We start from the raw sequence: 14,321 nt of genomic DNA on the forward strand, positions 1-14,321 counted from the left end.
GCAATCGGAGCAACCATGTCCTGGAACAATCGAGTGGTCTGGTCGGAAGGCATGTTCATTGGAACCCAGCACTTCCAGCAGCACGACCGTTACCTGGAGAACCTCATCGACGCTCGCAGCCGTCCGCTGGCGACCGGCGCCTGGGGGTTTTCCGAGCTGCGTATCGACCAGGGCCTGCTGGCCCAGGGCAAGCTGGCGATCATCAGCGCCCGTGGCCTGTTGCCCGACGGCACGCCGTTCAACATTCCCCATGACGACCTGGCGCCGAGCCCGCTGAGCATCGACGACAACTTGCGCGATGGCCTGGTGTACCTGGCCCTGCCGCTCAAGCGCGCGGGCGCCCGGGACACCGTGGACGAAGGCGAGGAGCTGGGCGGGGCGCGCTACCTCAGCCAGGTGCGCGAGGTGCGTGACGATAACGCCGCCTTCGAAAACCGCGCACCGGTGGCCGTGGGGTCACGGGCCCTGCGCCTGCTCACGGCCCAGGACGGCTTGAGCGACTACGCCGCCGTCGGCGTGGTGCGGATCAAGGAAAAGCGTGCCGACCGCGCCCTGGTGCTGGACGACAGCTACATCCCGCCGTTGCTGGATGTGGCGGCTTCCAAGCCGTTGAGCGCCTTTCGCAGCGAACTGCTGGGGCTGCTGCACCAGCGTGGCGAGGCCCTGGCCGGACGCGTGGTGGCCTCGGGGGCCGGTGGCGCTTCGGAAATCGCCGACTTCATGCTGTTGCAACTGGTCAACCGCGCACAGCCGTTGATCAGCCACCTGAACCAGATCAGCCCGCTGCATCCGGAGCGCTTTTACAGCGAACTGGTGGGCCTGGCCGGCGAGTTCTCGACCTTTTCCAACAGCAGCCGGCGTCCGGCGGAGTACCCGCAGTACCAGCATGACGAGCTGGCGCTGAGCTACGCCCCGGTCATGCAGGCGCTGCGCGAGGCCCTGTCGATGCTGATCGACAGCAAGGCCACGCCGATCCCGATCGTCGAGAAGGCCTACGGCGTGCACGTGGCGATGCTGGCCGACCGGACCTTGCTGGACAACGCCAGCTTCATCCTGGTGGTGCGCGCCGACGTGCCCGGCGAGACCCTGCGCGGGCGTTTCGCCCAGCAGAGCAAGGTCGGTTCGGTGGAGCACATCCGCGACCTGGTCAACCTGCAACTGCCGGGCATCGGCCTGCTGCCGCTGCCGGTGGCGCCACGCCAGTTGCCGTATCACGCGGGTTCGACCTACTACGAACTCGATCGCGGCAGCGAGCACTGGAAGCAGCTGGCCCATTCCGGTGGTTTCGCCTTCCACGTCGCAGGGGAATTCCCGGGGTTGAACCTGGCCTTCTGGGCCATTCGAGGATAAGTCGCGATGCATCCGTTCGACGATTCGGCAGGGCAGCCGTCCCCGGCCAACGACCGCACCCAATTCATGCCGCGCCCCGGTGGTCGCGCGCCCGAGCCCGGACGCCCGGCAGCCGCTCCGGCGCCCTCGCTGGCGATGCCGGCGGCGCCGCTGGCTTCCGGCCAGGCCCAGGGCCTGAACCCCCTTGAGAGCGCTGCTGGCCCGTTGCTGGCATTGCTCACCCGCCTGCGCAGCACCCTGGCGCATCCGGCGCCGGCCAGCCTGAGGGCGCAACTGCTGGCCTACCTGCGCCAGTTCGAGGAGCGTGCCGAGGCCGCTGGCGTACCGCGCAACGATGTGTTGCTGGCCCGCTATGCGCTGTGTACCGCCCTGGACGAGGCGGTGCTGAGCACGCCTTGGGGCAGCACCAGCGACTGGGGCAAGCAGAGCCTGTTGATCACCGTGCACAACGAGGCCTGGGGCGGCGAGAAGGTGTTCCAGCTGCTGGAGCACTGCCTGCAGAGCCCGCGCGAGCGTTTGTACCTGCTGGAGCTTTTGTACCTGTGCATGTGCCTGGGTTTCGAAGGCCGCTATCGGGTGATGATCGACGGTCGCAGCCAGCTCGAGGCCCTGCGCGAGCGTACTGCGGCGACCATTCGCAGCGCCCGTGGCGAACATGAGCGCGAGCTGTCGCCCCACTGGCGCGGAGTGACCGTGGCCCGGGACCGCCTGGCCCAGTTCATGCCGCCCTGGGTCGGCATCGCCATCGGTGTGGCGTTGCTGCTGGCCCTGCTGTTCGGCCTGCGCCTGAAGCTGGCGGCGGATGCCGAGCCGGTGTTCAAGAACATTCATGCCCTGGGCGAGATCCCGGTGCAGACCCTGGACCGTCCGGTGATCCAGCCCAAGGTGGTGGAGCGTCCGCGCCTTTCCGGGTTCCTGGCCGACGATATCCGTGCCGGGCGCGTGGCGGTGGAAGACACCGCCGACCGCTCGGTGGTGACCATCCGTGGCGACGAGCTGTTCGCTTCCGCCAGCGCCAGCATCCGCGACGAGTACCAGCCGTTGATGCTGCGCATCGCCGATGCCGTGCGCAAGGTCAAGGGCCAGGTACGGATCACCGGCCATAGCGACAATCGGCCGATCGCCACCCTGCGCTTCCCCTCCAACTGGAAGCTGTCCCAGGCCCGCGCCGAATCGGTGCAGGAGATCCTCGTGGCGAAGACCGGGCAACCGGCACGCTTCAGCGCCGAAGGTCGCAGCGATACCGAACCGCTGGCCACCAATGCCACTGCCGAAGGGCGGGCGCGTAATCGTCGGGTAGAAATCAGCGTATTGGCGGAGGGGGTCGAGTGAAGGCGTTTTTCAGTTTTGTGATTCGCTGGGTGATCCCGCTGCTGGGCCTGATCGCCCTGAGCCTGATCATCTGGTTCATCGGCCCGCTGCTGGAGTTCCTGGTGCCGGAAGGCCGGCGCTGGGCCCTGATCATCTTCATCTTCGCGGTGTGGATCGCCTACCGGGTGTTTCGCATCATCCAGGCCCGCCGGCATGCGGCCAAGGTCTTGCAGAGCCTGGCGGCCGACACGCCACCGGACCCGGACAGCCTGGCCACCGCCGAGGAGCTGGCGGCCCTGCGCCAGCGCATGGACGAGGCCCTGGTGCTGCTGAAGAAGGCCAAGCTCGGCGGTGACGAGAGGCGCAACCTCTACGAACTGCCGTGGTACGTGATCATCGGTCCGCCTGGCTCGGGCAAGACCACTGCGCTGGTCAACTCCGGCCTGCACTTTCCGCTGGCGGCACAATTGGGTGCAGGCGCCGTGCGTGGTGTCGGCGGTACCCGCAATTGCGACTGGTGGTTCACCGACCAGGCCGTGCTGCTGGACACTGCGGGCCGCTACACCACCCAGGACAGCCATGCGAATGTGGACAAGGCGGCCTGGCTGGGCTTCCTCGACCTGCTCAAGACCCAGCGCTCGCGCCGCCCCATCGATGGTGCCTTCGTGGCCATCAGCCTGTCCGACTTGCTGTTGGGCAGCGAAGCGGAGCGGGCGGCCCACGCCGCGGCGATCCGCCTGCGCATCCAGGAGCTGTATACCCAGCTGGGCGTGCGTTTCCCGATCTACCTGATGCTGACCAAGTTGGACCTGGTGCCAGGCTTCATGGAGTTCTTCGACTCCCTGAGCAAGGAAGAGCGAGCCCAGGTCTGGGGCATGACCTTCGCCCTGGACGATGGCAAGGGCAGCGACAGCCCCCTGGCGCACTTGCCGGCGGAGCTGGCGGCCCTGGAGCAGCGCCTCAACGAACGCCTGGTGGAGCGCCTGCAACAGGAGCGCGACCCGGCACGGCGCGACCTGATCTACGGGTTCCCGCAGCAGTTCGCGGCGCTCAAGGAGTCCTTGCAGGGCTTCCTCGAAGGCGTGTTCAAGCCCAATGCCTTCGAAGAGCGGGTGCTGCTGCGCGGGGTGTACTTCACCAGCGGCACCCAGGAAGGCAGCCCCATCGACCGCCTGATCGGCGCCATGGCCCAGAGCATGAACCTGGACCGCCAGCACCTGGCGCGCCAGACCGGCACTGGCCGCAGCTACTTCATCGAGAAGCTGTTCAGTGCCGTGGCTTTCGCCGAGCGCGGGCTGGTGGGGGTCAACCCCAAGGTCGAGCGTCGGCGCAAATGGATCGCCCGTGGCGCCCTGGCCGCCAGCGTGGCCCTGGTGCTGGTGGTCGGCACCCTGTGGATCGTCAGCTACCGGGCCAACCAGAGCTATATCGCCCAGGTCGACCAGCGCGTGGCGCCGGTGCGCCAGGGCGTGCAGAACCTCAGCCCGGCCCAGCGCGATGTGCTGGCGGTGCTGCCGCTGCTCAACGCGACCCGCAACCTGGCCGGCGATGCCCCGGGCTGGGCCGAGGGTCTTGGCCTGTACCAGGGCGATATGCTCGAGGCCGAGTCCGCCAGCGTCTATCGCAAGCTGCTGGTGGCGGTGTTCGCCCCACGGTTGATGACCCGCATCGAAGAACAACTGCACAGCGGCGGCAACTCGGACTTCCTCTACGAGGGGCTCAAGGCTTACCTGATGCTGGCTGACAACGAGCATTACGATGCCGACTTCATCAAGGCCTGGATCACCCTGGACTGGGACCAGACCCTGTCCCGCGAGCTGCCGCCCGACCAGCGCCAGGCCCTGACCGGGCACTTGCAGGCGTTGTTCGAGAAGCATCCGCCCAATGCCCGCCTGGACCAGCGCCTGATCGACGACCTGCGTCGCCAGCTGCAGCAGTTGCCGGTGGCCCAGCGGGTCTACGACCGGGTCAAGCGCGCCAAGCTGCCGGCCGGCGTGCCGGACTTTCGCCTGAGCGAAGCCGGTGGCCGCGATGCGGCGCTGGTGTTCACGCGCAAGAGTGGCAAGCCATTGAGCGAACCCCTGAGCGGGCTGTTCACCGCCAAGGGTTATCGCGAGGGCTTCCTGCTGGCCAGCGTCAACCAGGCCGGCACCCTGGCCGAGGAGCAGTGGGTGCTGGGCCGCGACCAGGCCGAGCAGCAGAACGTCGCCAGCCTGGCCGCCGATGTGCGCCGCCTGTATTTCCAGGACTACCTGCGCCAGTGGGACGCGCTGCTGGCCGACATCGACTTCGTGCCGATCACCAGCGTGGCCCAGGCCGCCGACGTGCTGCGGATCATCTCCGGTCCCACCTCGCCGTTGAAAAAACTGCTGGTGGCGGTATCCAGGGAAACCGACCTGCAACAGGAAGAACGCCTGCTGGCGGCCCAGGGCCAGAAGGTCGAGGGCGGGGTCGACCAGCTCAAGCAGCGCCTGGGTTCGCTCCTGGGCCAGGAGCAGGCAGCGGGTCCGGCGGCCGTGGCCAGCGAAGACCCGGTGAGCCTGCACTTCGCTGACCTGATCAGCCTGGTGAGCAAGGGCGAGGGTGAGCCGGCGGCCATCGATGGCCTGCTGGCGGACATGAACGCCCTGTACGTGCAGGTCAGCGCCATGGTCGGCGCCAGCGGCGATGCGCTGCTGGGCGAAGCCAAGAACCAGGCCAGCGCCGCCGCGGCCCGGGTCAGCCTGACCGCCGCGCGCCAGCCGCCAGTGGTCCAGGGATTGGTCAAGTCGGTGGTCGGTTCCACCACCAACACCATGATGGGCGGGGTGCGCAACCAGTTGAACGCGGCCTGGGTCAGTGAGGTGGTGAATGTCTACCGCCAGTCCCTGAGCGGGCGCTACCCGATGTCGCCGGGCAGTTCGCGGGATGCGACCCTGGAGGACTTCGGCCAGTTCTTCGGTGCGGGCGGGGTGATGGACAGCTACTTCCGCAAGTACCTGCAGCCCTACGTCAACACCTCCACTGCCACCTGGAGCTGGCAGCCGGGAGCGGCGCAGAAGCTGGGGATTTCCCCCGGGGTGTTGCAGACCTTCCAGCGTGCTTCGAACATCCGCGATGCGTTCTTCCGCTCCAGCGGCGGCACCCAGCCGGCCGTGCGCTTCGAGCTCAAGCCGGTGGAGATGGACGCCAATATCAGCCAGTTCCTGCTCGACCTGGATGGCCAGCAACTGAGCTACGACCACGGCCCGAGCCGGCCGGTGGCCATGCAGTGGCCGAACCCGGGAAGCATCGGCGTGGTGCGCCTGTCGATCATGCCGCCGTCGGCCAGCGGGCGTTCGGGGATCACCCTGGACGGCCCCTGGGCCTGGTTCCGCCTGCTGGAGCAATCGGACCTTTCCGCCACCAACTCGCCGGACCGCTTCAACCTGCGGTTGCGGGTCGATGGCGCGAGCATTTCCTATGAGCTGCGTGCCAGCAGCGCCTTCAACCCGTTCAAGAGCCGGGTGCTCAGCGGCTTCAGCCTGCCGGAGCGGCTATGACGGCGCCCGGCCTGTACGGCAAGCTGGCCAGCCGTGGCGACTTCGTCAGCCGTGGCCTGCCGCAGAGCTTCATCGGCCCCTGGGACAGCTGGCTGGCGGCGGGTTTGCTGGCCAGCCAGAACGCCATGGGCGAGCACTGGCTCAACGCCTATCTGGTCAGCCCGTTGTGGCGTTTCGCCCTGGCCCCGGGCCTGTGCGGGCCCCAGGCGGCGGTCGGGGTGGTGATGCCGAGCATCGACCGGGTCGGGCGCTATTTCCCCCTGACGGTCGCCGCGCTGCTGGAGCCCGGCGAAGACCTGGCCTCGCTGGTGAGCGGCCCGGACCAGTGGTTCGAACAGGTGGAGGAGCTGTTGCTGGCAACCCTCGACGAGGGCGCCAGTTTCGAGACTCTGGAAGAAGGCTTGCAGGGCCTGGGGGCGCCGCTCGCGGCACCACGGGCCGAGGGCAGCCATTACGCCGGCCTGCAACGCTTCTACGTGAATGACCCACAGGCCCGGAGCGCGGTTCTCGCCGCCCTGGCCCTGGACGGGTCGAGTGTCTGGTGGGGACGTGGCTCGCAGTACATCAGTCCGATGCTGCTGCGTTGCCAGGGGCTGCCGCCAGCCAGTGATTTTGGGCAATTTCTGCTCGGGCAAGAGGGTGCCGTCTAAATGCGTTCAGCGCCACAACTGTCCTACCAGTCCGCCAGCTACAGCCATGTCGGCATGGTGCGGAAAATCAATGAAGACGCCTGGCTCGAAGCCCCGGAAACCGGCCTCTGGCTGGTGGCCGACGGCATGGGCGGGCACGCCGCCGGCGACTACGTCAGCAGCCTGATCGTCGATAGCCTGCGCGCGGTGCCGGGCGGCGACAGCCTGGAACACTACGTCGCGGCGTTGCGCAATGCCCTGGCGGCGGTGAATGCCGCGGTGCGCGAGGAAACCGCCAACCGTGGCGTGACCATGATGGGCAGCACCGTGGTGCTGCTGGCGGTACGCGGCGACCAGGCGGTGTGCCTGTGGGCTGGCGACAGCCGCCTGTACCGGCTGCGTGACGAGCAACTGGAGGGCATCTCCCGGGATCACAGCTACGTCCAGGACCTGCAGGACAGCGGCCTGCTCAGCGAGGCCGAGGCGCGGGTTCATCCGCGGGCCAACATCGTCACCCGTGCCATTGGTGTCGAGGCCCAGCTGGAGCTGTCCCAGGTCGACCTGCAAGTGCAGGCCGGCGATACCTTCCTGCTGTGCAGCGATGGCCTGAACAAGACCGCCGAGGACTTCGAGCTGCGCGACGTGCTCAGTCACAACGAGCCCAACGATGTGGTGCGCAGCCTGATCCACCTGGGCCTGACCCGGGGTGCGCCGGACAACATCACCGCGATCGTGATCAAGGCCGCAGGACACTGACCATGGACATTCTGATTCCCGGCTTCGATATCCAGGGCGAGATTGGCGAAGGCGCCATGGCCAGCGTGTACCTGGCGACCCAGCGCTCCCTGGAGCGCAAGGTGGCGCTCAAGGTCATGGCTGCCTCGCTGGCCGCCGACCCGAGCTTCTGTGAGCGCTTCCTGCGCGAGGGCAAGACCCTGGCGCGGCTGTCCCACCCGCACACCGTGACCATCCACGACATCGGCAATGTCGGCGAGCTGTACTACATGGCCATGGAGTACCTGCCCAACGGCACGCTCAAGGAGCGCATCGCCGCCGGGCTGACCCCGGAGCAGGGCCTGACCTACATCCGCCAGATCGCTTCGGCCCTGGGTTATGCCCACGCCCAGGGGTTGGTGCACCGTGACGTCAAGCCGGCCAACATCCTGTTCCGCGCCGATGGCACGGCGGTACTCTCGGACTTCGGCATCGCCAAGTCCCTGGATGATCGCACCCAGTTCACCCAGGCCGGCTTCGCCGTCGGCACTCCGAGCTACATGAGCCCCGAGCAGGCCCGTGGCCAGGACATCGACGGCCGCGCCGACCTCTATGCCCTGGGCGTGGTGCTGTACGAAATCCTCGTCGGCAAGCTGCCGTACAACGGCACCGATGCCTTGTCCACGGCCCTGGCCCACCTCACCGAACCGTTGCCGGAGCTACCGGTGCACCACGGCCGCTACCAGCACATCCTGGGCAAGCTGCTGGCCAAGGACCCGGCGGAGCGCTACCCGGATGCCGCAGCCTTGCTGGCGGCCCTGGACAACCTGCCGGCGGCGGCCCCGGAGGTCGAGGCGACGCTGATCCAGCCGTTGCCCTTGCCGCCCCTGGAGGTGCCCGCGGGCAACGACCTGGCCGGGCTGACCCCGGTCTCCATCGAAATTCCCCGGCAGGCCCCGCAACCGGCCCCGCGCCAGGAGCCGCGTCCGGAACCTGTGGCGCAGCCCCAGCGCGTCTCCAGCCTGCCGCCCCAGGGCGCCGAGCCGACCGGGCAGCGGCGTGGCCCGGTGCTGGCCCTGGCCGGCGTGGCCGTGGCGGTAGCCCTGGCCGTGGCTGGTGGTGGCTATTGGTGGTTGTCCGGGGACAGCCCGCAGCCAGCGCCCAAGACCGTGGCCGGCACCCCGGCCTCCGGTAGCGGCAGCACGTCCAGCGTGGCGCCGCCGGTGAACCAGCCCGTGGCGAGCGATGCCGATGGCGGCCAGCGGCCGTTGCTGATGGCGGGCAAGAAGACCCTGTTCCAGCGAGTGCTGAGCAAGCCTGGGGCGAGTTTCTCCAGCGAGCCCGGAGCTGCCCCGGGCGCGGCGGTGCCGGCGTTCTCGGTGTTGTACGTGTACCAGCGCAAGAGCCTCGACGGCCGCACCTGGTTGCGCCTGGGCGCGGCCAGCGATGGTCGCAGCGCCGGTTGGCTGCCTGAGGACCAGGTCAGCGACTGGAAGCAGAGCCTGGTGCTCAAGTTCACAGAGCGCTCCGGGCGGGCGCCGGTGATGTTCGTGCGCCAGGCCAGCCAGTTGGAACGCCTGCTGGCCGATCCTGCGGCGGCCAAGAACCTGCTGCTCAATGCGCAGAAGAATCCCCAGGACGACCAGCAGGTGCTGGCCCTGGAACCCAATGCCAGCGCGGTGCCCCAGGACCAGTTCTACCTGCTGCCGATCTTCGACGCCAAGGAGAGCTTCGACGAGAACGGCCAGCCGGTGCAGTTGCTCAATGTCGCTTCCATCGACCCGGGCAACAGCCCGCAGAGCATCAGCGACAACGCCGGCAAGCGCCTGCCGGTGAATACTGCGCCAGCCGCCGGTGACGCGTTTCGCACCGCCGTGGTGCTGGTGGTGGATACCTCGGTGTCGATGCAGCCCTACATCGACCGGGTCCGCGATGTGGTGCATGAGCTGCAAGGCAAGCTGGCCGCGCGCGGCGAGCTGGACAGCGTCAGCTTCGGCCTGGTGGGCTTTCGCAACAACATCAAGAAGACCCCGGGCCTTGAATATGTCGCCAAGACCCTGGTGACCCTGGACCAGGGCCGCGATCCCCAGCGGTTCCAGGAGCTGGTGAGCCAGGTCAAGGCCACCAGCGTGTCCAGCCACTCGTTCAACGAAGATGCCTTCGCCGGGATCATGCAGGCAGTGGAGGGCATGGACTGGAAGGGCTACGGCGGCCGCCTGATCCTGCTGGTCAGCGATGCCGGCGCCCTGCGCAAGAACGATCCCTACAGCCGGACCCAGATGAACGAGGCCGAAGTGCGCCAGGCGGCCCTGGGCAAGCAGATCAAGATCTATGCCCTGCACCTGCGCTCCGATGCCGGCAAGAAGAACCACGCCCAGGCCGAGACCCAATACCGGGTGCTGACCGCCGACGCCAACCCGAAGATCGGCGACCTGTACATCCCGGTACCCGGTGGCGACGTGGGCAAGTTCGGCGAGCGGGTCGACGAGATCGGCACGGTGTTCGCCGACCTGGTGCACCAGGTGCGCAGCAACCAGGAGCAGGCCGTCCCGCTGCTGGCGGCGAGCCCGAGCATCGCCGAGAAGTCGGCGGCCATCGGCTACGCCATGCACATGGATTTCCTCGGGCACAAATCCGCCAGCCAGGCGCCGCAACTGGTCAGCGCCTGGACCGCCGACCGCGACCTGACCAACCCGGCGCTGCCGGCGTTCCAGGTCTGCGTGATGCTCACCAAGCTGCAGCTCAACGACTTGCAGCAGTCGCTGAAATTAATCGTCGACGCGGCGCGCAAGACCCAGACCTCGCCCAAGGATTTCTTCCAGGAAATCGCCAGCGCCAGTGCCTACATGAGCCGCGACCCGGCAGCCCTGCGCAAGGGCGGCAATCTCGCCGATGGCGGCGTGCTGGGGGAATACCTGGAAGGCCTGCCGTATCGCAGCAAGTCGCTGAACATGACCCAGGACCTGTGGTTGTCGTTGAGCGTGGCCGAACAGGAAGACTTCATCGACGAACTGGATTCGAAGATCCGTCTCTACGAGACCTTCCACAACGACCTGGCCAACTGGGTGCGCTTCGGCGATGCCGAGCCGGGTGATGCCCTGTACCGCGTTCCCTTGTCGACCCTGCCCTGATGCTGAACCTTCTGGATGTGCGCAAGAGCCGCGGCGAGGGACGCCAACGCTACAGCCTGGTGATCCCCAGGCTGCAATTGCGCGCGGGCGACCAGTTGGCGGTGGTGGGCCCCAGCGGCTGCGGCAAGAGCACCTTGCTCGACCTGCTGGCGCTGGTGCTGGCCCCGGATTCGAGCCGGCGCTTCGATTTCGCCCCGGACCGGGAAACCCTCGATATCGCCGGGATCTGGAAGCAGGCCGGGCACAGCGCCCTGGCCGAGCTGCGCAGCCGGCACCTGGGTTATGTGCTGCAGACCGGCGGCTTGCTGGGGTTTCTCGATGTGCGGGGCAACATCAGCCTGCCGCGCAAGATGCTGGGCCTGGCCGACGAGGGCATTCCCCGGCGCCTGGCCGAGCGCCTGGAGATCGTCGACCAGCTCCACAAGAAACCCGTCGACCTCTCGGTGGGCCAGCGCCAGCGGGTCAGTTGCGCCCGGGCCCTGGCCCATGGTCCGCAGGTGCTGCTGGCGGACGAACCGACCGCGGCCCTGGACCCGTTGAATGCCCAGCGGGTGATGCAACTGCTGGTGCAACAGGCGCGGGACCAGCAGCTGTGCTGCGTGGTGGCGACCCACGATGAGCCGCTGGCGCGGGCCAATGGCTTGCAGATCCGGCGTATCGCCTGCCAGCGCGATGTCGATGGCGGCGTGACCGCGACCCTCGGGGAGGCGTGCTGATGCGTGCAGCCCTGATCGCGGCGCTGGCCTGGCAGGACTACCGGGCCGATACCTGGCTTTCGGCCTGCTCGGTGCTGGCCCTGGTGGCGGTGATCGCGCCGTTGCTGGTGCTGTTCGGACTCAAGTTCGGCCTGGTCAGCAGCCTGACCGAGCGCCTGGAGAAGGACCCGGCGGTGCGCGAGGTCATCCCCTTGGGTGGTGGTCGCTTCAATGCCGCGTTCATTGCCGAACTGCGCCAGCGCCCGGACGTGGCGTTCGCCTTGCCCAGGACCCGGCAGATCGCCGCCACGGCGGAGTTGGCGCGAGGCGAGGGGGATGTTGGCCTGACCGTGGAAATGCTGCCTACCGCGCCTACCGACCCCTTGCTGGGGTCGTTGCCGGCATTGCAAGGCATGAACGGGGTGGTGCTCAGCCGTACCGCCGCCGAGAAACTCGGGGCCCGGCCTGGGGATTGGCTGCAGGCCAGTTTCGGCCGCCAGGTGGCCGGGCGCAGCGAGGTGCAGCGGACCCGGGTCCAGGTCGAGGGCGTGTTGCCCCTGGAGGCTTTTGCCCGCGATGCCTTGCTGGCGCCGCTGGAGTTGCTGGAGGCCGCCGAGGACTATCGCGACGGCCGTGCGGTGCTGGCCATGGGCTGGGCCGGTGGCGCCCCGACCCAGGCCGGGCAGCGGGTGTACCCGGCGTTTCGCCTGTATGCACGCAGCCTCGACGATGTCGAGCCGCTGCGCCGCTATTTCGCCGAGCGCGGCCTGCTGGTGTCGACCCAGGCCCAGACCATCGCCCAGGTGCAGTCGTTGAGCCGCAACTTGTCGATCGTGTTCTGGATCATCGCCGGGCTGGCTCTGGCCGGGGCCTTCGCGGCGATCTTCGCGGGCGCCCTGGCGGCGGTGGAGCGCAAGCGCCGCGAGCTGTCGGTGCTGCGCCTGCTGGGTTTTTCCACCGGGGCTCTGCTGCTGTTCGTGGTGGCCCAGGCGCTGTACAGCGCCGCTTTCGCCGCCGTGCTGAGCGGCGTGTTGTATGCCCTGGCCCAGGCCGGGCTGAATCATTTGTTCATGCAGGTGCCGGGCGAGTACGCCAGCCATCTGCTGCCGGGCCACTTCGGCCTGGCCCTGTTGGCGACGCTGGGCGTCAGCACCCTGGCCGCCGCGCTGGGCGGCTGGCGGGTGGCGCGCATTGAAGCCTGTGAAGGAATTCGCGATGTATAAGTTGATCAGCGCCGTGCTGGCCATGACCCTGGCCGGGGGCGCGTGGGCCGATGAACCCGGCAACAAGATGGATAACCCCAAGCCCCTGGCCGGCGATGTCAGCCTGCCGTTGCCATGCGATGGCGAGATGGTGTTCCGCTACGTCTACGTGCTGGCCCAGGGCACCCTGGATGACCGCGAGATCAACCTCGGCTATCCCTTCGCCGAGGGCGAGAGCGGCTACCAGCAGTCGTTCATTTCCGGCTACCGGCGGGACTACATCAACGGCCAGTTCACCCTCAAGGACTTGCCGGGCCCCTGGGCCAAGACCATCGGCCCGCTGCTGCCCAAGGCCGGCACCGGGGTGCCGCTCAAGCCGATGATGTACTTCATCGGCAAGTACGAGGTCACGGCTCGCCAGTACGCCCAGGTGATGGCCCAGGCCCAGTCCCTGGCCAGCGGCGAACCGGCCCCGGCCTGCGAGGCGCCGCAAGGCATGCAGGGGCGCCTGCCCAAGGTCAAGCTGTCGCGCTTCGAGGCCGAGCGCTTCGCCGCTGTGTACAGCGCCTGGCTGATGAAGAACCATCGCGATCTGCTGCCGGTCAGCGGGCGTGGCGGCTCCGCCGAGGACGGCGGCCTGGGCTTCGTGCGCCTGCCCACCGAAGTGGAGTGGGAATACGCTGCCCGTGGCGGCCAGGCGGTGAGCCGCCAGGAGCTGGAAGGCCGGCTGTTCCCAAGGCGCGTGGAGGGCAGCGAGAGTGATGGCCCGCTGGGCGATTGGGCGGTGTTCAACCAGGTGGCTGGCGGTACCGGCCAGGCGGCACGACTGATGCCCATCGGCACCAAGCTGCCCAACCCCATCGGCCTGTTCGACGTGATCGGCAACGCCGCGGAGATGGTCCAGGAGTCCTTCCAGCTGGTGCACGCCGGCCGGCGCCAGGGCACCTATGGTGGTTTCGTGGTCAAGGGCGGCAACTACCTGGAGGGCGAGGGCACGTTGTTCACCGGCATGCGTCGCGAATACCCGTTGTTCGCCGCCGACGGCACCGAGCAGAGCAACGAGACCACCGGCTTCCGGGTGGCCATCGGGGCGCTGTCGGCGCCGCGCTCGCGCTACAAGGAACTGTTCGCCCAATGGCAGAAGGAAGGGCGCCTGGCGTCCCTGACCGACGCCATCGACGACGCCCAGGATCCGACCAAGCGCCTGGACAGCATCATCGCCGCCAGCGTCGACCCACGGCTACAGGCCGAGCTGGGGCTGGTCAACGAAGAGCTCAAGCGCAACGTTTCGCTGATCGCCCAACAGCGCGAGGAAGCGGCGGGCAACCTGATCCAGTCCTCGGCGCTGGTGGCCGAGACGATCAACAACTACAACATTCGCCTGACCAACCTGAAAAAGAGCCAGCAGCAAGCCCTCGATGCCAAGGACGAGCCCAGCGCCAAGCTGTTCGCCGAAGCCATCGACAACGGCCGCAGCGCCCTGGACGGGGCGGTGGCGATCTATATCGACAACCTGGCCACGGGCACCCGTTACACCGACGCGGTGATCCAGGCGCAATTTCAACGGATCAAGGAAGAGCTCAATCGCAAGCCGGTGCTCGGCAAGAGCCTGGTGACGCGCGCTACGTTATTCGTTCGCCATGTCGGGGACTACCGCCAGAAACAGCGGGCCGACCCGGCGACGATTTTGAAGGAACTGCTCGCATCGACCGGTCAGAAGTCGTGACCGGCCGCTGTCTGTCGAGCCTGGAGGATCTCGGACGACCTT

General features: G+C 67.9%; 9 protein-coding genes. All 9 read left to right on the forward strand.

The genetic code is table 11. The features are described from left to right. The first annotated feature begins 15 nt into the window (after positions 1–15). The 9 genes from tssK to GDH07_RS00865 are packed head-to-tail and all read left to right on the forward strand — an operon-like array spanning position 16 to position 14,279. Positions 16–1,350 carry a type VI secretion system baseplate subunit TssK gene (gene tssK, locus GDH07_RS00825; protein WP_085594185.1) on the forward strand — a complete coding sequence of 445 codons (1,335 nt, stop codon included), beginning with the start codon at positions 16–18 and terminating at the stop codon, positions 1,348–1,350. Positions 1,351–1,356: 6 nt separating this feature from the next. Then, positions 1,357–2,682 (forward strand): DotU family type VI secretion system protein, encoded by a 1,326-nt coding sequence (locus GDH07_RS00830; protein ID WP_053133602.1) that lies wholly within the window; start codon positions 1,357–1,359, stop codon positions 2,680–2,682. Then, positions 2,679–6,182: a type VI secretion system membrane subunit TssM gene (gene tssM, locus GDH07_RS00835; RefSeq protein ID WP_053133605.1), complete on the forward strand. Its 3,504-nt coding sequence runs from the start codon at positions 2,679–2,681 to the stop codon at positions 6,180–6,182. Before GDH07_RS00830 ends, tssM begins: the two co-directional genes overlap by 4 nt. Then, positions 6,179–6,832 (forward strand): type VI secretion system-associated protein TagF, encoded by a 654-nt coding sequence (gene tagF / locus GDH07_RS00840; RefSeq protein ID WP_152896495.1) that lies wholly within the window; start codon positions 6,179–6,181, stop codon positions 6,830–6,832. The genes tssM and tagF overlap by 4 nt, the downstream gene beginning before the upstream one ends. Continuing rightward, a complete protein-coding gene (locus GDH07_RS00845; protein ID WP_022641861.1) occupies positions 6,833–7,567 on the forward strand; it encodes a PP2C family protein-serine/threonine phosphatase in 735 nt (244 codons plus the stop codon). Positions 7,568–7,569: 2 nt separating this feature from the next. Then, positions 7,570–10,656, forward strand: coding sequence for a serine/threonine-protein kinase (locus GDH07_RS00850; protein WP_152896496.1), 3,087 nt, complete (start codon positions 7,570–7,572; stop codon positions 10,654–10,656). Then, the gene (locus GDH07_RS00855; RefSeq protein WP_152896497.1) at positions 10,656–11,372 is read left to right on the forward strand and encodes an ABC transporter ATP-binding protein; all 717 of its coding nucleotides are present in this window, start codon (positions 10,656–10,658) and stop codon (positions 11,370–11,372) included. Before GDH07_RS00850 ends, GDH07_RS00855 begins: the two co-directional genes overlap by 1 nt. Next, on the forward strand, positions 11,372–12,574 hold the full coding sequence (locus tag GDH07_RS00860) for an ABC transporter permease (RefSeq protein WP_152896498.1): 1,203 nt from the start codon (positions 11,372–11,374) through the stop codon (positions 12,572–12,574). The genes GDH07_RS00855 and GDH07_RS00860 overlap by 1 nt, the downstream gene beginning before the upstream one ends. Beyond that, positions 12,567–14,279: a formylglycine-generating enzyme family protein gene (locus GDH07_RS00865; RefSeq protein WP_152896499.1), complete on the forward strand. Its 1,713-nt coding sequence runs from the start codon at positions 12,567–12,569 to the stop codon at positions 14,277–14,279. The genes GDH07_RS00860 and GDH07_RS00865 overlap by 8 nt, the downstream gene beginning before the upstream one ends. Positions 14,280–14,321: the final 42 nt, after the last annotated feature.

Source organism: Pseudomonas piscis, from assembly GCF_009380155.1.
In the GTDB taxonomy this organism is placed as follows: Bacteria; Pseudomonadota; Gammaproteobacteria; order Pseudomonadales; family Pseudomonadaceae; genus Aquipseudomonas; species Aquipseudomonas piscis.